This window comes from Marinomonas sp. HM11-D (assembly GCF_057626615.1).
The window spans coordinates 21633-41533 of sequence record NZ_JBMMKT010000002.1 but is presented as its reverse complement, the minus strand read 5'-3'; the positions used below and the strand labels follow the sequence as shown (position 1 = coordinate 41533).

The 19901-nt window shown below is 47.2% G+C and carries 17 protein-coding genes; 6 read left to right on the top strand and 11 right to left on the bottom strand.

Going from position 1 to position 19901, the window contains the following annotated elements; all coding sequences use genetic code 11:
* Positions 1 to 29: 29 nt before the first annotated feature.
* The 7 genes from ACOSVP_RS02575 to ACOSVP_RS02545 all read right to left on the bottom strand — a co-directional run bounded on the left by ACOSVP_RS02575 (position 30) and on the right by ACOSVP_RS02545 (position 9167).
* The gene (locus tag ACOSVP_RS02575; protein WP_487345953.1) at positions 30 to 1931 is read right to left on the bottom strand and encodes a PhoX family protein; all 1902 of its coding nucleotides are present in this window, start codon (positions 1929 to 1931) and stop codon (positions 30 to 32) included.
* Positions 1932 to 2197: 266 nt separating this feature from the next.
* Positions 2198 to 4264 carry an EAL domain-containing protein gene (locus ACOSVP_RS02570; protein ID WP_487345952.1) on the bottom strand — a complete coding sequence of 689 codons (2067 nt, stop codon included), beginning with the start codon at positions 4262 to 4264 and terminating at the stop codon, positions 2198 to 2200.
* A gap of 5 nt (positions 4265 to 4269) precedes the next feature.
* Entirely contained in the window at positions 4270 to 5829 is a 1560-nt protein-coding gene (locus ACOSVP_RS02565; RefSeq protein WP_487345951.1) for a methyl-accepting chemotaxis protein, read from the bottom strand.
* A 312-nt stretch (positions 5830 to 6141) separates the two neighbouring features.
* The gene (locus ACOSVP_RS02560; RefSeq protein WP_487345950.1) at positions 6142 to 6657 is read right to left on the bottom strand and encodes a cytochrome b/b6 domain-containing protein; all 516 of its coding nucleotides are present in this window, start codon (positions 6655 to 6657) and stop codon (positions 6142 to 6144) included.
* 24 nt (positions 6658 to 6681) lie between these two features.
* On the bottom strand, positions 6682 to 6954 hold the full coding sequence (locus ACOSVP_RS02555; protein ID WP_487345949.1) for a PepSY domain-containing protein: 273 nt from the start codon (positions 6952 to 6954) through the stop codon (positions 6682 to 6684).
* 129 nt (positions 6955 to 7083) lie between these two features.
* On the bottom strand, positions 7084 to 8331 hold the full coding sequence (locus tag ACOSVP_RS02550) for an amidase family protein (protein WP_487345948.1): 1248 nt from the start codon (positions 8329 to 8331) through the stop codon (positions 7084 to 7086).
* Between the two features lie 23 nt (positions 8332 to 8354).
* Positions 8355 to 9167, bottom strand: a complete 813-nt coding sequence (locus ACOSVP_RS02545; RefSeq protein ID WP_487345947.1) for a helix-turn-helix domain-containing protein — start codon at positions 9165 to 9167, stop codon at positions 8355 to 8357.
* 193 nt (positions 9168 to 9360) lie between these two features.
* On the opposite strand from ACOSVP_RS02545, the gene ACOSVP_RS02540 reads away from it, so the two are divergent.
* The 4 genes from ACOSVP_RS02540 (at position 9361) to ACOSVP_RS02525 (ending at position 13808) form a co-directional block, all read left to right on the top strand.
* Positions 9361 to 10773, top strand: a complete 1413-nt coding sequence (locus tag ACOSVP_RS02540; RefSeq protein WP_487345946.1) for an alanine/glycine:cation symporter family protein — start codon at positions 9361 to 9363, stop codon at positions 10771 to 10773.
* A gap of 73 nt (positions 10774 to 10846) precedes the next feature.
* The gene (locus ACOSVP_RS02535) at positions 10847 to 12250 is read left to right on the top strand and encodes an aspartate ammonia-lyase (RefSeq protein WP_487345945.1); all 1404 of its coding nucleotides are present in this window, start codon (positions 10847 to 10849) and stop codon (positions 12248 to 12250) included.
* Between the two features lie 16 nt (positions 12251 to 12266).
* Positions 12267 to 13283 (top strand): asparaginase, encoded by a 1017-nt coding sequence (locus ACOSVP_RS02530; protein WP_487345944.1) that lies wholly within the window; start codon positions 12267 to 12269, stop codon positions 13281 to 13283.
* 117 nt (positions 13284 to 13400) lie between these two features.
* Positions 13401 to 13808, top strand: coding sequence for a DUF2721 domain-containing protein (locus ACOSVP_RS02525; protein ID WP_487345943.1), 408 nt, complete (start codon positions 13401 to 13403; stop codon positions 13806 to 13808).
* Positions 13809 to 13812: 4 nt separating this feature from the next.
* On the opposite strand, the gene ACOSVP_RS02520 is transcribed toward ACOSVP_RS02525, so the two are convergent.
* The 4 genes from ACOSVP_RS02520 to ACOSVP_RS02505 all read right to left on the bottom strand — a co-directional run bounded on the left by ACOSVP_RS02520 (position 13813) and on the right by ACOSVP_RS02505 (position 16525).
* Positions 13813 to 14013, bottom strand: a complete 201-nt coding sequence (locus ACOSVP_RS02520; RefSeq protein ID WP_487345942.1) for a CPXCG motif-containing cysteine-rich protein — start codon at positions 14011 to 14013, stop codon at positions 13813 to 13815.
* A gap of 40 nt (positions 14014 to 14053) precedes the next feature.
* Positions 14054 to 14416 carry a VOC family protein gene (locus tag ACOSVP_RS02515; RefSeq protein WP_487345941.1) on the bottom strand — a complete coding sequence of 121 codons (363 nt, stop codon included), beginning with the start codon at positions 14414 to 14416 and terminating at the stop codon, positions 14054 to 14056.
* 16 nt (positions 14417 to 14432) lie between these two features.
* A complete protein-coding gene (locus ACOSVP_RS02510; protein WP_487345940.1) occupies positions 14433 to 15317 on the bottom strand; it encodes an EamA family transporter in 885 nt (294 codons plus the stop codon).
* Positions 15318 to 15487: 170 nt separating this feature from the next.
* Positions 15488 to 16525 (bottom strand): pirin family protein, encoded by a 1038-nt coding sequence (locus ACOSVP_RS02505; protein ID WP_487345939.1) that lies wholly within the window; start codon positions 16523 to 16525, stop codon positions 15488 to 15490.
* Positions 16526 to 16769: 244 nt separating this feature from the next.
* Here ACOSVP_RS02505 and ACOSVP_RS02500 point away from each other — a divergent pair, with 244 nt between their 5' ends.
* Both ACOSVP_RS02500 and ACOSVP_RS02495 read left to right on the top strand, forming a co-directional pair.
* Positions 16770 to 18341 (top strand): methyl-accepting chemotaxis protein, encoded by a 1572-nt coding sequence (locus ACOSVP_RS02500; RefSeq protein ID WP_487345938.1) that lies wholly within the window; start codon positions 16770 to 16772, stop codon positions 18339 to 18341.
* A gap of 232 nt (positions 18342 to 18573) precedes the next feature.
* Positions 18574 to 19860, top strand: a complete 1287-nt coding sequence (locus ACOSVP_RS02495; RefSeq protein ID WP_487345937.1) for a 2-hydroxycarboxylate transporter family protein — start codon at positions 18574 to 18576, stop codon at positions 19858 to 19860.
* Positions 19861 to 19901: the final 41 nt, after the last annotated feature.

Here is a 19901-nt window from a genome sequence, read left to right as displayed (position 1 = left end):
CGCCGTTGCAGGAAACTTCAATTCGGATATTAGCCAATGATTTGGCCGTCATCACGAGAGATAGCAATCACGCTTGAACGTGGTGTACCGCCGTTTGGCCAGTTAGAGTTACCACCTTCACCTGGGTGCTGGATACTTACGAACATAGTCGTACGGTCTGCACTCCATGCAGCACCAGTGATTTCACACTCTTTTGGTCCCACTAGGAAACGCTTGATTTCACCTGTTTCTGGATCACCTACCAACATTTGGTTGTTACCCTGACCAGCAAAATCTTTCTCATTTGAGTAGTTACCGTCCGTTTGAATCCAAAGCATGCCTTTCTTATCAAACTTCAAGCCGTCTGGAGAGTTGAACATGTTGTCTTTGTTTACGTTCTTAGAACCCGCGTAAGCATCATCAAATACCGCTGGGTTACCCGCTAGTACGAATAGATCCCATGTAAATTTCTCAGCAGTGTGATCTTGGTTAGCTGGCACCCAACGAACGATCTGACCGAAGTTGTTCTTAACGCGTGGGTTTGGACCTACTGCAGGGGTTTCATCGCCACCCGCATTTGGCTTAACGCCACGGTTTTTGTTGTTCGTTAGCGAGCAGTAAACTTCCGCTTTATTCGGGTTAGACGCTACCCACTCAGGACGGTCCATAGTCGTTGCACCGACTTTAGACGCCGCTTCACGAGTGTAGATCGCGATTTCTGGCGCCGTCATGCCTGTTGCTTCAGGCGTTAGAGCAATCCAGTGACCAGTGTTGTTTTCGTTGAATTTCGCAACGTACAAAGTACCTTCTTCTAGAAGATCTGTGTTGTCGCCACCGACCACGTATTTGTTCTTAGATACGAAGCGGTATAGGAACTCACCACGCTCATCATCACCTAGGTAAACCACTACATGGCCGTTTGCCGCTACTTCTACTTCAGCGTTTTCATGCTTGAAACGACCTAGAGCAGTACGTTTTTTAGGACGCGCTTTTGGATTTAGTGGATCGATTTCAACGATGTAACCAAAACGGTTTGGCTCTTGTGGATCTTTAGACAGATCAAAACGATCATCTGCTAGGGCCCAGTTGTAACCACGGTCTTCATGGCTAATGCCGTAACGCTTCATTTGTGGTGTTAGCGCAAAATCCGCTGAACTGGATGAGAAGTAACCGTTGAAGTTCTCTTCACATGTTAGGTAAGTGCCCCATGGCGTTTGACCATTACCACAGTTGTTCCAAGTACCTTTTGCTACCACACCTTTAGGGTCAGCTTTGGTTTTCATTAGGTCGTGGCCGCGAGCTGGACCAGTGATGTCCATTTCTGTATCAGCCGTGATACGACGGTTGAACTCAGAATCTTTAACGATGCCCCATTTGCCGTCTTTACGTGCGATCTCAACCACAGACACACCGTGTGCGGCTTTGTTCTTACGAATGTCATCGGCGTTGATCGGCTTACCATCCGCACGGTTAGCATGCAGAGTGGTTTCGTTTGTGTATTCGTTGTTGACACAAAGGATTTGACGGCCGTTGTGAGAGAATAGCGCCATACCATCGTTGTGGTCACCAAACGCTAGTTCTTGCGACTCACCAGTACCGCCTGTTGCAGGATCAAATGCTGGTGCGTTTGAGAACAGTGGCTCACCCCAAGAGGCAACCACTTGCCAGCTGTAACCTTTTGGCACAGTTACCGTATCCAGCGCATTAGCTTTTACCATTTCAAATGCAAGGCGAGACATTTTCGCTTCTTCGCCCGCTAGCGCTTTACCTGCAGCAAGGGTTGTAGAGCCCATTACAAATGCCGTTGCACCGACTGCGGCACCACCGGTTAGGAAACCACGGCGGGATACCATGGCTTTCGCAGTTTCTTCAAACTCAACCACTTCCATCGCTGGACGAACCAATTCGTCGTGCTCATCAAAACCTAGCATTTGATCTTGCTTAACTGACATTGCAATTCCCTCAATCTATCAATCGTTTATAGTTATTCGCGCTCTGACTGCGCTCAATAAGTTTCATTCGAAACATATTTAGCCGCACTTGAATGTCATTCGTGTGATAAATAGATGACCATTTGGTTACAAATACAAGTTCAATCAAGGAAAAGTGTATTTATATTAGTCAGTTATAAAATATTGCAGAAGAATGGAAAGCATAACGCTCAGGATCACTCGTTTAAGTAACCTAAGCGTCTTTTTTGATGGCTAAACTGAGGAACTTAGTTTAGCGGCTGGAGATTTATAGCTTGAGAACGAGCACCATGATCTGATAAGAACTGCTGTAGTTCTTCTGTAGGTAAGGCTTTGGCATATAAATACCCTTGCGCGAAATCACAGCCAATTGCCGCCAAGATGTCATGCTGCTCTTGATCCTCAACACCCTCAGCGGTCACCGTTAAATGCAGTGACTTGGCGATGGAAACAATCGCTTCCAACATCACTCGCCCACGATGGGTCTTCACATCATTAACAAAGGCACGATCAATTTTAAGGTTATCTAAAGGCAATTTCCCCAAATAGCTTAACGCTGAATAACCGGTACCAAAGTCATCTAAACAGATATTAATACGATGAGTGCGTAGTAAATCTGCATTGGCCCTTACCGCCTCACCGATAGACAAGACCGCATCTTCGGTAACTTCTACTTCTACTGCTTCAGAAGGTAAGCTGCGTTCCTGCAGGCCTATAATTAAATGCTCAATCACATCTCGTCGCACAAAACTCTTGGCAGACACGTTAATCGACACAGGAGTGGCTTCACAAAACAGCGCCTTGTGGGCTTGGATGGCATTGAATGTCTTCGTGATAATGTATTTATCCAGCTCAACCACCAAGTCCAATTCATGCACAACCTTGATAATTTCAAGCGGCGAGACAAACCCTAGCTTACTATCATGCCAGCGCATTAAGGCTTCGTAGCCACATACCAACCCAGACTTCAAATCAATCTTGGGTTGCATAAACACTTGGATTTTACCCAGCGCCAAAGCGCTTAGTAGATTCTTCTCGATTTGCTTAGAACGTTCGTATTCTTTTTGGATGGACTCGTTATAAAGCACAAAGGAAATGTTTTCTTGTTCGGAATACACCAGCGCCATTTCAGAGCGTGCAACCGATTGATCAAAACTTTCACCGGACACATATACGGCACAGCCCGCACGCAACTCAGAGCCAATCACTTCATGCAAGTTCAGCAACTCCTGTAGATTGACCAAACAGGCACTAACATAGTCTTCTACATCGCTGTACTGGGGCACACGGTAAACCACCAAGAAACGCCCTTGAGCCAGGCGGCTCGCCATCACAATCGTCGGATCTTCGTCGAATACTGAAGTAATGCGACGCAGTTTTTCATCTACTTCGCTATCACCATCGAGCTTCAACATGCGCTTAAGATTGGCCAATTCAAATTGCACAAAGGCATAAGGCTGAGCTTTGCTAGCGGGCTCCAATTGATCAAACTTCTTACGCAAAAACTCAAGGTTAGGCAGTTTAGTCACCGCATCAAAGTGCTTTAAGAAGAACACTTCATTGGCCGCAATCACCTTCTCAGAAACATCAATACCGACGGCTTGAATATGCGGGCCATCACGATCCGTTACGCGGCGTAACCACCACTCGACTTCATTACGCTGGTTACCCACTTGCAAGGTAAGCGGTAGTTTAAATTCATTCTCACCACCATGGCGTAACATTTCCATACGGCTAATAAATTCGCCTTTGCTGCTCTCAAATAGGCAATCAATGAATTTCTCGCAACGCTTAGAAGCTGGCATTGAAAATAGGGTTTCGAAGGTACGGTTCGCCAGCATGATCTCACCATCCAACGTCATGCGAACGATAAATAAACCTTGGCTATCAAAGACACTGCGATAACGCATATCGATGCGCTCTAGTTGATATAAAGCACGCTTGTATTCGGTAAGATCGTGACAAATCCCAACAAAAGACGGCTTTTGATCACTACCAACGGTCTTACCAATGGATAAGTGCATCTCGAACTGCTCACCGTTTTTACGGCGTGCAACCACTTCTCGTCCGCGGCCAATAATTTCCTGCTTACCCGTCGTCAAATGACTATGAATGTATTCATCGTGCTTTAACGCAACATCTTTTGGCATCAGAATGGAAACATTCTGGCCGATTACTTCCTCTGCCTGATAGCCAAAGAGCTTCTCTGCTGCGGGTGAAAAGGTTTCAATAATGCCACGGTAGTTAATAATGATAATTCCATCTGCCGCGGCATTTAGTAATGCTTGGTACAAAACTCCCTCTTGACTGCTCATTCTTCCTATTTCCTAAAGCGTTGTACCAATTCATGTAAATCCACAGAGGAGCGCATCGACTGCTCCACGGCATCACTTAACACACCCATTAACTCGGTATTTTCATGGGCTAATTGTGCAATGCGCACCACTTGGCTGCTACTCTCTTCTATTACACCCGACTGCTGAACCGATGCGGCCGACATTTGCATCGTTCGTTCAGCAATATCATCCATACGCTCAGCCACTTGTTGGATCAGTAGCTCTTCTTGGGCAACCAATTCCATACTCAGCAAAGAAGCTTCACCGCCTTGATGAGCCAGTTTTGAAGAATGGGTGACGCTGTCTTGAAGCGCTCGAATCTGTTCATCGATATCGTGCGTTAAAGTCTGTGTTTTGCTAGCCAAGTTACGAACTTCATCCGCTACCACAGCAAAGCCTCGACCATGCTCCCCTGCACGAGCGGCTTCAATTGCAGCGTTCAGTGCTAGAAGATTGGTTTGTTCAGCAATCTGATCAATCGATTGCGTAGCATGGATAATGTTTTCGGTTAATGACTGCACCCCTTGGATCGCCTGCTCAACAGACTGCACACGGTCTTTCAACTCACCAATGGAACCTTTTACCTTGGTTCCTAGCTCTGCAGCCTCTTTGGTCAAATCCGCACCCGTTTGAGTAAACTCAGCTGTTTCTGTCACATGACGAGACACTTCCTCTGTAGTCGAAGACATCTCCGTCATCGCAGTAGCCATCAGGTCAGTTTGGTTATTCTGGTCAGTCATCTTCACACGGCCTTGCTCAAGGCTTCGGTAACAGGTCTCCATTTGCTGTTCGACGTCAGCACTAGATTCTTCGATACGAGTCAGAACCGTTATCATACGACTATGTAGTGATTTGATACCCAATGCTAAGCAAGCAACGGAACCAGGATAATCAGAGTAAGTTTTGGCGATCAGAGGATCTTGAAAGGCGTTATTACCAAGGCTGCTTCGAAGTGCAGATACAGCTCGCTGATTTTTAATCGTCATGGCGACACTGTAGGTTAAAGTGTACAAGAGCGCCAAAACCAATGTCGTTACGCTACCCATTAGGGGCTGTACGACGACTAAGGACAAGAGTGCGAGTGCCACCCAGAACCATAAATTAGCTAACCAAGCTTTCGCCTTGGACACAACAGTAGGATGGTTAACCTGCGCATAAAACTTTTCTGCACGGGCAACGTCCTCTCGTTTTGGGCAAGAACGCACGGATTCATAGCCAACCACCTGGCCGTCACGGTACATAGGCATGACATAGGCATCCACCCAGTAAAAATCACCATTTTTACTGCGGTTTTTAACCAGCCCCATCCACGCTTTGCCGGCTTTAAGAGACTGCCACATATTATCAAAGGCGGCTGGCGGCATATCTGGATGACGCACTAAGTTATGCGGTTGCCCAAGCAACTCTTCAGGCTGGTAGCCTGAGATATCGACAAACGCCTGATTAAAGCTGGTAATACGACCTTTGATGTCCGTGGTCGAGATCAGAAGGGTGTCTTCTGCAAAGCATCGCTCTTTCAGACTAATAGGAAGATTTTTCCTCATTAGATTGTTCCATGACAATAAGTGAGTTGGTTTCTGAACGGGCGGATAATGCCAACAAAGCGTGCGAGGTAAAACTACCCAGAAATGCTTTTTTACAAAATTATTTCTTGCAGCCAAATAGATTTGATATAAGTCACTACATCTTAAACAAGTATATGATTCTAATGAGAAAATAGTGCAATTATAATGCAAATATAAATTTATTTTATGCACATTCTTAACATATATAAACAGTGTTGCAATTTTATTTCTAAAACAAAAAAGGAGCTCATAGAGCTCCTTTGCTAAATTTTGTACTAGATCAATGTACAGCTATTTACTGATACGGCCTGAAACCATCTGCAAAATCAGGTTGCGTGGGCCCAAAATACTAAACAACACCACGGCAGATACATGTACGATCACTAGAGCGAAGGTTGTGTTAGCCGCTACTTCATGAACCTCTTCCGCCCAATCTACACCCCAGAAAATACCATCCAGGCTCCAGCCACTTAGACCCGTAACAATCAAGCCCAGCAATAGCGCAAACACCATCAAAGCCCCGACAGGGTTGTGACCATCTTCTTCAGGAATGTTGCCAGAACGAACCGCTTGTATATGCTGTTTAATGCCTGAGATAGATGGAAAGAAACTACTAAAGCGAGCATTCCTAGATCCAACAAAGCCCCATACGAAACGCACCGCTAAGGCACATAGAATGTAATAGCCGGCGAATTCATGTGGGTCAGCCCCCTCTTCTAAAAAGAAGAAATTCAGCAAAAACGCAAACGCAACCGTCCAATGGAAGACCCGAATCACAGGGTCCCAAATACTTCCATTTACTGTCATGGCAACTCTCCAATCGTGATGTCATTAACCGTCGATTTCTGTTTTCACTGCTTCACCCGTGACTGGGTTGAAGTAGATTTCCACTTTACGATCTTGACTATCGTAGCCATAAATTTCGTAACAGTTACCACTGGTTTCTTTGAATTTCTTGATACGGTAACCCTGATCCGTAATCTGCTGTTTCATGGCGTCTTGTGACATCCAAGCACCACGCTCGGCATCAGTACACTTTGGACCCGCAATGGCAGAACCAGCAAACGTTAGAGCAATAACAGAAGAAATTAGCAGTGCTTTCATGAACTCTCTCCTAGAGTGAATAAACAGTACTGGGCAAGAGTAGAAGGGATTTCTTAAACAAAGCTTAATAAGAAAAGCCTTTGCATAAACTTACAAAGGCTTCCTAGGAGAGATAGAAATGTATTAGTTTTAGCGGCGAAGTAAGGCTTCTATTTGCTCAGCCAGCGCCAATAAAGCAGTGTCCTGCCCGTTCAGCGCTGTTAACAGCACCCCCATCGGCTCACCTTGGTGCATAAAGGGCAAGGACACACTACAACCATCGATCACATTGGCAAAGGTAGTATTGCGTAGGCACAGTAAATTAATGCGATCAAAGTCTTCATCGCTGGCAAAATCACTAAACTTTGGCGCGCAACAAGCTACCGTCGGCAATAAAAACACCGTATTGGCAAATTGCTCGCCGAACTGTGTAATCAATTGCTGGCGCTGCTGACAGGTTTCTGCAAACGCCTGCTCTGACACATTTGCCCCACGGGCGATGCGTTTTCGTACGCGCGGATCAAGCTGCTCAGATTCCAAATCAAATAATGGCCCATAATGACGGCGACTTTCCATCGCAGAAAATTGCCAAACAGGTAGCTGCTTATAGTCTTCAAACAGCTCAATGGAAGCTTGCTCAACATTAAAGCCGTTGGCTTTGATTTGCTCGACTACAGCCTCAAAGCCACTTTTGATGGCATCATCTAGGTTATCTAGACCAAAGTTCTCAGGCACCACTAGCGTCAATGGCTGACGGCTAATATCCGTGCTTTGGTTGTTTGAGAGCACTTGCCAAGCTAAGCGACAGGTCGCAACGTCCTTGGCCATTGGCCCAACACTGTCCAAGGAATCAGACAGCGGCGCACAGCCGACTCTTGATACTGTGTTTTGGCTTGGCTTAAAGCCTGTTAGACCACAGAACGCCGCCGGAATACGCAGCGAGCCGCCGGTATCGGTACCCAGCGCAATATCCGCCAAACCTGTGGCCACGGAAACAGCGCCGCCGCTAGTAGAGCCGCCCGGTATATGCTCAGGATTCAGCGGATTCGCAGGGGTGCCATAGTGAGGGTTTAGGCCAACACCAGAATATGCCAGTTCAGTCATATTGGTGTGGCCGAGAATGCTCGCACCGGCGGCTTTTAACAGCGCCACGGCATCCGCGTCTTGCTTAGCAGGCGCTTGGCCTAATAGTGTCGAGCCAGCTGTCGTTTGGTAACCTTGTACATCAAAAGTGGCTTTCACAGACACCACTGCTCCCGATAAAGAGCCCTTGGCTTTAGCGTTTTGCTGCACAAACGGAGCAATAAACACCTGCTGTGCATTCGTCGCTACTGTTTGCTGTAACGCTTCCAAGTGACGACTAAGATCTCGTGATTGCCAAGGTAAGCTATCTGCCATAAAGCCTGTATCCTGCTAAATAATTAAAAACGTGCTCTAAAATGCCACTCGCCGTCGGCAATGTCATTCTTAATCGACTCACGAATATCATCGTCCAAACGCTCGTCATTAAAATCGTATAAACCCAGCAGTGGCAGCACTTTATTACGTTTAATGTCTTTGCCAATAAACTCATATACCACACGAGTACAGCATGGCATACGCTCACCGCTGCCCGAGACGCCTAAACGGAGGCCGGTTAAGCGATCGACACGGTTTTTAAAAGTTGGGTACAAAATGGTTTGCGTCATTTCCAAGTTGGTCAGAGTTTCGTAATCGTGTAAGAAGATACGGTCCCCCAAAAACTGCACGATACCTTTGTACATGCCATGAAACGGCTTACCTGTCGCACGGGGATTCAAACGCTCGGTACGCTGGTAATAGGTTTTATTGCCCTGACGCTCTAAGCACACCAAGGTGCGCAGTACCTTGCCTGGGTACGCCATGGACAAGTAATACTCGAAGTAATAGCCCACATACTTTTCGATACCATACTGACCAATGCTATTTAGCTGGTCGAAATATTGCTGCTCCGGCGTGCTAGCAACAGGTTCCTGCTCGGCAATCGGACGCACTTGCAATAATCGTCGAAACTGGCTGTGGGGCAATAGAATCTCATGCTCTTCCACCCCAAAGAAATCACACACGCGGCGCAAGGTACTGTTAGAAGGGAAAGTGGTACCACTTAAATAGCGGTTAAACTGCGGACGATTGATCGACAAACGGCGACATACATCAGCAATGGATTTGTAATAGCTGCAGAGCAACCTTAGGTTTTCTGGAAAACTGTCGTTCATATCATCCCCCATAATTCCCCGCATAGTAGCGCCTTTATAAAGGTAGTTAAACCCATTAAATGGCGTCAAGTGACGCTATTAAAACATCAACTAACATCTATTTAAACCAGCTTACAAACTCCCCTTTTCAAACTCAATTGGTTTCAATAGCGCTCCTAGTCGAATAAATACAATCAACACATTAGGAGTACCTATGTTAACTATCCTTAGCGACCTGCTATGGAGCAAAGTACTGATTGCAGTACTGATCGGTTTAGGTGTTTGGTTCACCGTTGCCTCTCGCTTCGTTCAATTTCGTTATTTCGGTAACATGTTCAGCATTTTGTCATGCAAAAACCGTCAGCATGACGACAAGCACTTAAGCTCCTTTCAAGCCCTAGTTCTATCCGTCGCTGGGCGTGTTGGCGGTGGTAACATTGCCGGTGTCGCGGTTGCCATTACCCTAGGTGGTCCTGGCGCAATTTTCTGGATGTGGATCGTTGGTCTAATGGGCATGGCGACCAGCTTCTTCGAATGTACTTTGGCACAAATGTACAAATCCTCTGAAGAGGATGGCACCTACCGTGGTGGCCCGGCCTACTACATCGAACGCGGCCTTGGTAAAAACTGGAAATGGCTCAGCGTTATCTTTTCAATTCTACTGTTCGCAACCTTTGGTATTGCCTTCACTACCCTACAATCTTACTCCGTTGCAACGTCTCTAGAAGATGCCTTTGGCATCCCGCTGTACTTCAGCGGTATCGGTCTGTCTCTGATCGTTGGTTTGATCATTTTTGGCGGTGTAAAACGTATCGCACAGGTTGCCGAAGTATTGGTGCCGATCATGGCCGGTGGTTACCTTCTAATTGCCATCATCGTCATTGCTCTTAACCTTTCTGATATCCCTGCGATGCTAGAGTTGATCGTAAAAAGCGCTTTCGGCCTTGAGCCTGCCATCGGCGGTGGTATCGGTGCCGCCATCATGATGGGTGTTAAACGTGGCTTGTTCTCTAACGAAGCTGGTCTAGGTAGCGCGCCAAACGTTGCCGCGGTGGCCTACGTTCCACACCCAGCGAACCAAGGTATTGTACAGTCGTTCTCAGTTTTTATTGATACGATTCTATTGTGTACCTGTACCGCGCTGATCATCTTGTTGGGTTCTGCTTACGACCCAAGCATCCAAGACTCAGTACAAGGCGTCGCTCTGACTCAAGCATCCCTTGCAACTCATTTAGGTGAATGGGGCCGCGTGTTTGTCAGTATCGCACTGCTACTGTTTGGCTTCTCGACCATTCTTTACAACTACTACCTAGGTGAAAACAGCGTTAGCTACATCACCCACAGTGGTAACAACGACTTTGTGATGAATGCCTTCCGTGTGATCACTATCTGTCTATGTTGTGTGGGCGCCATTCTAGACCTAGGTACGGTCTTCGCCTTTGCTGATTTAACCATGGGTCTATTGGCCTTGGTCAACCTGATTGCGCTAGCGCTGCTGTTTAAACCCGCGAAACGCGTGATGAAGCACTACGAAGACCAACGCAAAATGGGCGTCACTACGCCGACGTTTGCCGCGGAAGACTTCGCTGATCTTAATTTGGATGAAAGCGCTTGGCCAAAACGCTAAGCACTGATGACTTTTCCACCTTGGGTGTGCAGTGTCTTCGGTAGCGCTACACACCATTTTTTAGGATGCTGTTATGAATACTCGTTCTGAATACGATTTGCTTGGCAATTTAGACGTTCCGGCGGATGCCTACTACGGCATCCAAACGCTGCGCGCGGCGCAAAACTTCGCCATCACGGGCGTGCCCATTTCTCACTTCCCGGAGCTAATCAAAGCTTTAGCCATGGTAAAAGCCGCGGCAGCGCGTGCCAACCAAGATTTTGGTTTGCTCAGTGAAGAAAAAGCCGACGCCATCGTCTACGCTTGCCAAGACCTGATTAATGGTCAGTATCACGATCAATTTATCGTCGATGTGATCCAAGGCGGTGCCGGTACGTCCACCAATATGAACGCCAACGAAGTCATCGCCAACATTGGCTTGACCAAGCTTGGCCATAGCTTGGGCGACTACCAATACCTTCATCCAAACGATGATGTGAACCGCTCACAATCGACCAATGATGCCTACCCTACGGCAGCCTGTTTGGGTATTCAGTTTGCCGCGGATAACTTTGTTCCGTCATTAAGATCCCTTAAAGAAGCCCTAGAAGAAAAAGGCAAAGAGTTTGCTCACGTGCTAAAAATGGGCCGTACGCAGCTGCAAGACGCGGTACCTATGACCCTTGGCCAAGAGTTTGAGGCGTTTGCCGTGAACTTGGGCGAAGACATCGACCGTATCAAAGAAGCCTGTGCGCTACTGTGTGAAGTGAACCTTGGCGGTACCGCAATCGGTACAGGCATTAACACCCCAGAAGGCTATTCTGCGAAAGCGGTGGAGAAGCTAGCCACCATTTCGACTAAGCCTTTAGTGCCAGCTTCTAACCTAGTCGAAGCGACCTCTGACATGGGCGCGTTTGTGTTCTTCTCTGGCATTCTGAAGCGTTTGGCGATAAAACTGAGCAAGATGAGCAACGACTTGCGCCTACTTTCAAGCGGCCCACGCACTGGCTTTGGCGAGATTAAACTGCCTGAAATGCAACCAGGTTCGTCGATTATGCCAGGCAAGGTCAACCCTGTGATTCCTGAGGCGATGAACCAAACCGCGTATCAAGTCATGGCCTCTGATTTAGCGGTCACCTTGGCAGCTGAAGCGGGTCAATTACAGCTAAACGCCATGGAGCCAATGATTATCTATAATCTATTGAACTCGCTAAAAATGCTGAAACAAGCCTGCGAAATGCTGGAGCACAAATGTATTCGCGGCATTCAAGCCAACCAAGAAGCTTGCTTGGCGCACGTTGAAAACAGCATTGGTATTATCACAGCTTTGGTGCCTCGTATCGGTTACGCCAATTCTTCGCGTATTGCACGTCGCGCATTGCTAAGCGGCCTGACGGTGAAATCGCTAATATTAGAAGAAGCGCTATTAACCGAAGATGAATTAAACGAGTTGTTAAAGCCGGAAAACATGATCGCTCCAACTCGAGCAAAGAGCTGATCGTCAAGGAGACAAAGTGACAGAGAAACTTCTTATTATCTACACGGGCGGCACCATTGGTATGGTGCCGACTGAGCAAGGCCTTGCCCCAGCGCCAGGCCTAGCGAGCCGTATTCAAGAAACTCTTGGCGATAGCTTGAATGATCTACCAGAATTTGACGTGATTGAACTGAATCCTCTGATCGACAGTTCCAATATTACGCCTAATCACTGGAGTAAGATCTACGACACCTTGCAAAGCAATTGGTCGGCGTACTCAGGCTTCATTGTGCTGCATGGCACAGATACCCTCGCCTACACCGCTTCTGTGTTGTCTTACATGCTCGGTGCCTGCGATAAAAACGTGATCATCACGGGATCGCAAATTCCACTGGGTATGAGTCGTAGTGATGGCATTAGTAACCTTGAAGCGGCGCTGGCGATTGCAGGTGAAGAAAGCTTTGGTATGGCCACCGTGTTGTTCCATCATACTTTGATGCAAGGCAACCGTGTGACCAAGTTCTCCAGCCATGATTTTGCTGCGTTCCAGTCGTTTAATGCGGAGCCGTTGGCAAAACTGTCGATTCATAAGAACTTCACTGGCACGCAATTAAACGCTCATCATACGGCGGCCCCAAAAGTTCGTGATTATGAGTTTGCACTGGATAGCGTTGGCATTTTGCCACTCTACCCGAGCTTGCCAAAAAGTGCTTATCAAGGATTTTTAGACGACGAAAACTGTAAAGCGATTGTGTTGCAAACCTATGGTGCCGGCAATATCGCCGACTCAAACCAAGATTTGGTGGCGTTTTTAGAATCCATGCAAGCCCGTAAAAAAGTGGTCATTAATGTGACCCAGTGCGCCCACGGCGGCACATCTCAAGGGGCTTATGCAGCGGGTTCTCTTCTCAACCGTCTGTCCATTTTGGATGGTAAAGATATCACCCTTGAAGCCGCTTTTACCAAGGTGCATTGGTTATTGGCACAAGGTTTTGGCTTTGATGACATTCAAGCTAAATGGTCACAGTCTGTGATTGGAGAAGTGAACGAGTAATACGCGATTTCGAAACTTACAATAAACCCTAGGTTTCGAAAAACACACATGGCAGGTTGAATCCATAACAACCATAGAGGATGATTCTGGTATCCCATTCACTACCAGAAGATGCATATGACTATATCGCTGACCACACCTGCCATGCTTTTCCCAGCAGTGTCGCTGCTGCTTCTTGCTTACACTAACCGCTTCGTTACGCTAGCGTCTCTTATCCGAAATTTCGACCCTGAACACAGTACAGAAAGCACGCAACAACAGATCGCCAACCTGCGTAAACGTATTTATTTAATTCGTCGCATGCAGGAAGCCGGTGTCATTAGCTTTTGTTTGTGTGTGGTGTCTATGATGGCGCTGTACTGGAATTACGAGTTGGTGGGCGGCTATATCTTTGCAGCGAGTTTGGCGTGTTTGCTCTATTCGCTGTTTCTATCGGTGCGAGAGATCAACATCTCCTGTGATGCTCTTGACGTGCATTTGAAAAACTTCAAAGAAGACTTCAAGGACAGCACTAAAAAGCGCTAACACCTTAGTAGAGATCATTCTCCGAGTGGACGCTAAGCGTCTGCTCGCCGCTAATATCTACCTCAATATGAAACACAATGGGACGACAGCACACTTGGCAGTCTTCAATGTATTCATAACTCTCATCGCTTGCTTCGATCAGCACTTCAATGGTTTCACCACAATAGGGGCACCCGATCAATTCATTGGTTAATGCTTGGCTCATTGGCAGCCCCCATATAGTGTGAATTGAGTATTTGGCCGATCTAACTTTCTGTTTTTACTTTAGACCAAACCGCCCATTCATTACCGCACGGGTCAAGGAAATGAAAACGGCGGCCACCAGGAAACTCAAAAATCGGCTGTTCCACCGTGCCACCACAATGCTCAACTTTAGCCAATGTGGCTTCTAATTCATCGCTGTACAGCACGACCAATGCCGCACCGGTTTGTGGCCTTGAGGTAAAGTCCGCACGAAAGAAGCCACCATCCAAGCCTGAGTTTGCAAAGGCAGTATAGTCTGGGCCGTAGTCTTCAAACGTCCAGCCAAAGCAATCACTGAAAAAGGCTTTATTCGCGTCTAAATCCTTCGCTGGCAACTCCACGTAATTAATATGATTGGTTTGCATGGTAACGCCCTCTTATTTAAATGGTTGCCAAGGTTACTAAAATCACACTGCCTAAGATCATGACGCCTCCCAACCATTGTTGAATGGTGATGCGCTCATTAAAGCGGCGTTTGGAGAAATATAGCGTACCGAGAATCTCGGCTTGGCCCAAGGTTTTCACTAGCGCTGGATTAACTAAAGCAAAACCGGTAAACCAGCCAATCGAGCCTAAGGAGCTTAAAATTCCCACCTTCCAGCTTAGCTTGACGGAGCGGTTGACCGGAGCACGCAAATCCTTGGTCATGATGATCTGAATGGCGCATAGGATAATTGACTGTAAAGCTAGTACATACCATAGGGTCACGCCAGCGCTGGTGATGATCGAGCCTTCTAAAGAATGACTGGCCAACGACGCCGTTACCGAGGTGATGGCGAAACAAAAGCCACTACCAAGACCCGCGATTAAAGACATATCTTTGTGGACATGACGTAGATTTTGTAAACGGATACTCATCACCAAGGCACCAAACACCCCCAACACAATCCCCATCCATGCGGTAAAGCTTAACGAGTGGTGCAATAAAGGGATACCAATCAAGGCGGCTAGCACCGCCTCAGTTTTCGCCAACAAGGTGCCTAAAGCAAAACTGCCAGACTGAAACACACGTAGCATTAGGTAAGTGGCTAACACCTGCGCCAACGCACAAGCAGTAGCGTAACCGATAAACGCCAAAGCATCAGGAAAAGAAATGCTTCCCAGTGCAAACCAACATACGATTAAATACAGTGTCACCAATGGCAGACCATATAAAGAACGCGCCATGGTGGCATGTAAAAAGCCTTGCTCTTGAGATAAGGTTTTTTGGTGAGCGGTACGAAAGGCCTGGCAGGCCGCGGCAAATAAAGTGACAAAGATCCACATGTCGAAGTATTCATTCCTGTTAGTTCACAATGGCGGGAAGGATGCGCCCCTGTTTGCCATTTGTAAAAGGAATAATTAGAATTTCCGACATTCCCTGTAGGAATGAATGATCGCCTCCTTGCGATCATTTCAATCAACTTTTCCCTGTCTAAAATTTGGGTGTTTAAAGTTTAAACTGACTCTGGCGTTTCCATTTTGCCATCAGCGAATTTAGCAAAGCGGCCTTTCTCGGTACCGTGAGTCTGGTCGCTGTCTTGCCAAGGCCAACCACCAAATTGGGTGCGTTGGTAATCATAGAAAGCTTGCTGTAGCTCTTCACGGGTGTTCATGACAAACGGGCCATGTTGCTGCACGGGTTCACCAATCGGACGACCTTGTAGCAATAAGAAACGCGCTTTATTACCGGTATTCTTAATCTCCACGGCCGCGCTGCTATCCAAGACATAGGCTTCTTGAACGGATATCTCGGTGCCGTCCATTTGCCCTGTTTGACCTTCAAAGAAGTACAAGGTGCGGTTTAAACCCGCGCTGGCAGCAGGCAAGGTCCAAGTGGCATTAGGCGCTAGATCAATAATCCAAATCGCCACATCATTCTCTTTATCCCCTGCCCAAGAGTCTGGCGGTGGCGCCAAGGGTGAAATCGTGTCCCCTGTGGGTGTGCCATAAGCTCCTGCAACCACTTTGACCTGGGTTTCATTACCCGCATTATCTTGCACTTTAGCAATTGGCGTTTGCTCATTCCAAAGCATGCCAAAGTGCGGCTCAACCATTTTGTTTTTCGCAGGCAAATTCAGCCACACTTGGAACAATTCAATTGGATTGGGCTTATCTTCGTAAACCAGCGGGAACATTTCCGAGTGCTGCACACCTTTACCCGCCGTCATCCATTGCGTATCCCCTTGACCGTAACGACCCGCTGCCCCCATGGAATCTGCATGGTCGACAAAGCCTTCATTAACAATCGTCACCGTCTCGAAACCACGGTGCGGGTGTGCTGGGAAGCCTGGCACCTTACTACCGTGATACATACGCCAGCCATTGATACCCGCGAAGTCTTGGCCAATATTGCGTCCCGCTAACGAGGCCGCAGGCCCCAAAGCACCATTTCCCTCTGGAAAGCGGTCATTATGAAATGCACAAAATAAAAAAGGATCAAACGTCGGCCAAAACATTTGCAGTTTTAGTCGCTGTTGTATTGCTGCTGACATGTCTCTCTCCAATAAACACTATCAATCCTGCAAGCCTAGCCTAAGGCGCGCTTAGTTTCGATACACCTACACTGACTTCCATACTTCATTCTTTTGTTAATCATTGTTTCAAATTCAAGAAAGCGTTCCAGAACAATGAATTTGCACTCGCCAGTTAATACTTTCGTCTTATGTGTAACGCCTTTTCATGGCCCAAGTGGTTTAATCATTGAACCCAATAAAAATAACTCGGAGTGACTCTTGTATGGTGCAAATCTGGATTGCCACATTGATCATGGCTATCGTATCAGTAGTGGGGGTCGTTAATTTCGACATTCCTCTTTGGTTTGCTGTCGTGACCTGGTGTATCTGTGCCGCCAATGGTGTGATTGCCATGGTCAGTCACCGTCAATATTTCCGACAACACCACACTGGCCACACTTCAACAACTCAAGCACAACCAGAAAGTGCAGCCAGCCAAATTGCCGCCAATGTTTCGTCTACTGCCTCGAAAATGGCAATTGGCTCAGCCGAAGTGTCTTTCGCTGTAGACAGCCTCACCAAGAGCATTCAGGTTGTAGAGGATCATAGTCAACAAATCTCCCAAGCGACTTCAGATCTAAGTACCACCGGTGAGCAAGTGTCTAATCACATTGTCACGGTTAACAGCACTATGGAGCAAACTGCCCAAGCGGCGTCCCATTCAGAATACAAACTACGTGAAGGTGCAGAGCGCATTGCCGCACTAGCCAAGGCTGTGAACAGTGCCGCAGAACAGCTAGAGCGTTTAAAGCAAAGCGCCGACGATATTGAATCCATCACAGATGTGATCAAGGGCGTTTCTGAGCAAACAAATTTACTGGCGCTGAACGCTGCCATTGAAGCCGCCCGAGCCGGCGAACAGGGACGTGGTTTTGCCGTGGTTGCTGACGAGGTGCGAACCCTAGCTGGGAAAAGTGCCGAAGCCTCACAACAGATTGCCGATATGCTAAATGAAGTGCGCAGTAATACCCTGCGTACACGGGATGATATGGCCCAAGTGACCGAGCAAAGCCAATTGCTAGAAGAAGAATTAGGCGATGTGACCAAGATCTTCCTTAAGATCACCCAAGATGTACAAGAAGCTTCCGCGTCTATGGAAGAGATTAAGCAATCCAGCCTTGGCTTCCAATCAACCAGTTTGCAAATCAATAGCTCCATCGACGATATCAGTACGTCATTAGCCACGCTTTCCCAGCGCAGTGAAGAGTTGTCTCATCAGGCAGGAGGCTTAAGTCAAGGCGCAGAGAGTGTGTTCTTGACCCTAGACGGCATACCGCATAATAGCTTATTTAAAGACACTCTTGCTGAAGGTCGGCAGGCCGCTGAGCAGATTGGGCAATTATTTGAGTCTTGGATCGACCAAGGCAAAATCAGCATGAACGCCTTATTCGATCAAAGCTACACTCCGATTGCCAATACCCGTCCCACTAAGTATGCAACAGCGTACGATAAGTTTACCGATCAGTTTTTGCCCGATATCCAAGAGCCGATTTTAGAGCGCCATAAACACATTTTGTATGCGGGCGCCGTGGATCGTAAAGGCTATTTCCCAACCCATAACCGTCGTTACACACAGCCGTTGACGGGGGATTTTGATAGAGACTTGGTAAATAACCGTACCAAACGCATCTTTGACGACCCGACTGGTCGTCGCTGTGGTGCCCATACGGATTCATTTTTAATGCAAACTTACAAGCGTGATACCGGTGATATCTTGCACGATTTGTCCGTGCCGATCTTTGTTAAAGGCAAACATTGGGGTGGTTTCCGCATCGGTTTCAAAGCCAACTATTGATCGTCCTTGTTAAAAACGCCCAGAAAACAGCCTGTTTTCTGGGCGTTTTGCGTTGATTTTCCAGAAAATCCCCTGCTCTTCCATTCAAAAATGTTTTCACTAATTCTCTAATGTGAATTACAAAAGTTTCAAATCCACCGTTTACTTTCTTAACCCACCCAAGGCTTCTGTCTCGCCCAGAGATTGGTAGACTGCGCTCCAATAATAATCACAAACCTAGAGAGTATTCTTCATGATCACTAACGAAGCTATCTCATCAAACGACCAACGCGAAGTAAAAATTGTGCTTCTGATTGCGGCGTTTGTAATCCTACTAGCAACCTTCTTTAACCAATTACCAGGCGGTATGATTGGCGCATTAGGCGCAATGGTCATCGTAGGTTTTATCCTGAACTACTTGGGCGACCGTACTCCGATCATCAATCAGTTTTTCGGCGGTGGTGCTATCGTCGTTATCTTCGGTTCCTCTTACCTATTCCACAGTGGCTTCCTATCAGGCGACATTGAAAAACAAATCACGACTTTCACTAAAAGCGGCGGTTTCCTTTCCTTCTATGTAGCCAGCCTAGTAACCGGCTCTATTTTGGGCATGAGTACGGATACGCTTAAAAAAGCGGCTTTGAAATACATCCCAGTGATCTTGGGTGCCGTCGCGATCTCTTTCCTATTTGCAGGCGTAATTGGCTTGTTCTTTGGTAAGAACCTGTTTGAATCGCTAATGCTGATTGCTCTACCGATTATGGGCGGCGGCATGGGTGCCGGTGCTGTGCCATTGGTAGAAATCATGTCTGGTCGTACCGGTATGGACGCGGCATCACTGATGTCACAAATGGTGCCAGCGCTGGCCATTGGTAACGCCATTGCGATTGTCATTGCCGGCATGCTGCATAAAGTGGGTCAAATGAAGCCGACTTGGACCGGTAATGGTGAGCTAATTCGTGGTTCTGCTGACGTAATTGAAGACAAATCGACAGCAAGCGACTCTCTAGATGTGAAAAAACTAGGTATGGGTGCTTTGATTGCAATCAGCATGTTCTTCCTAGGCACTCTGCTATCGTCTGTGATCAGCATGCACACCTACGCGCTGATGATTCTTTCTATCGCCTTGATCAAAGTATCTGGCCTAATGCCTGAGCGTTTAGAAAAAGCCGCTCACGCTTGGTACACCTTTGTGGTCAGTAACCTAACCCCTGCATTGCTAGTGGGTATCGGTGTTGCCTACACAGATCTTAACCAGATCATTGACGCGCTAACGCCGATGTACTTTGTCATGGTCTTCGCGACTGTACTAGGTGCTGCGGTGGGTGCCGGTATCGTGGGCCGTATGATGGGCTTCTACCCTATCGAATCAGCCATCACCGGTGGTCTATGTATGGCCAATATGGGTGGTACCGGTGACGTTGCCGTACTGGCCGCGAGCAAACGTATGCAGCTAATGCCATTTGCACAGATTTCATCTCGAATCGGCGGCGCATTTATGTTGATCCTGGCAACCTTTGCGATTCAACTGCTTGCTTAAACTGTTCCGATATAAAGAGCCCTCTATGAGGGCTCTCTCCC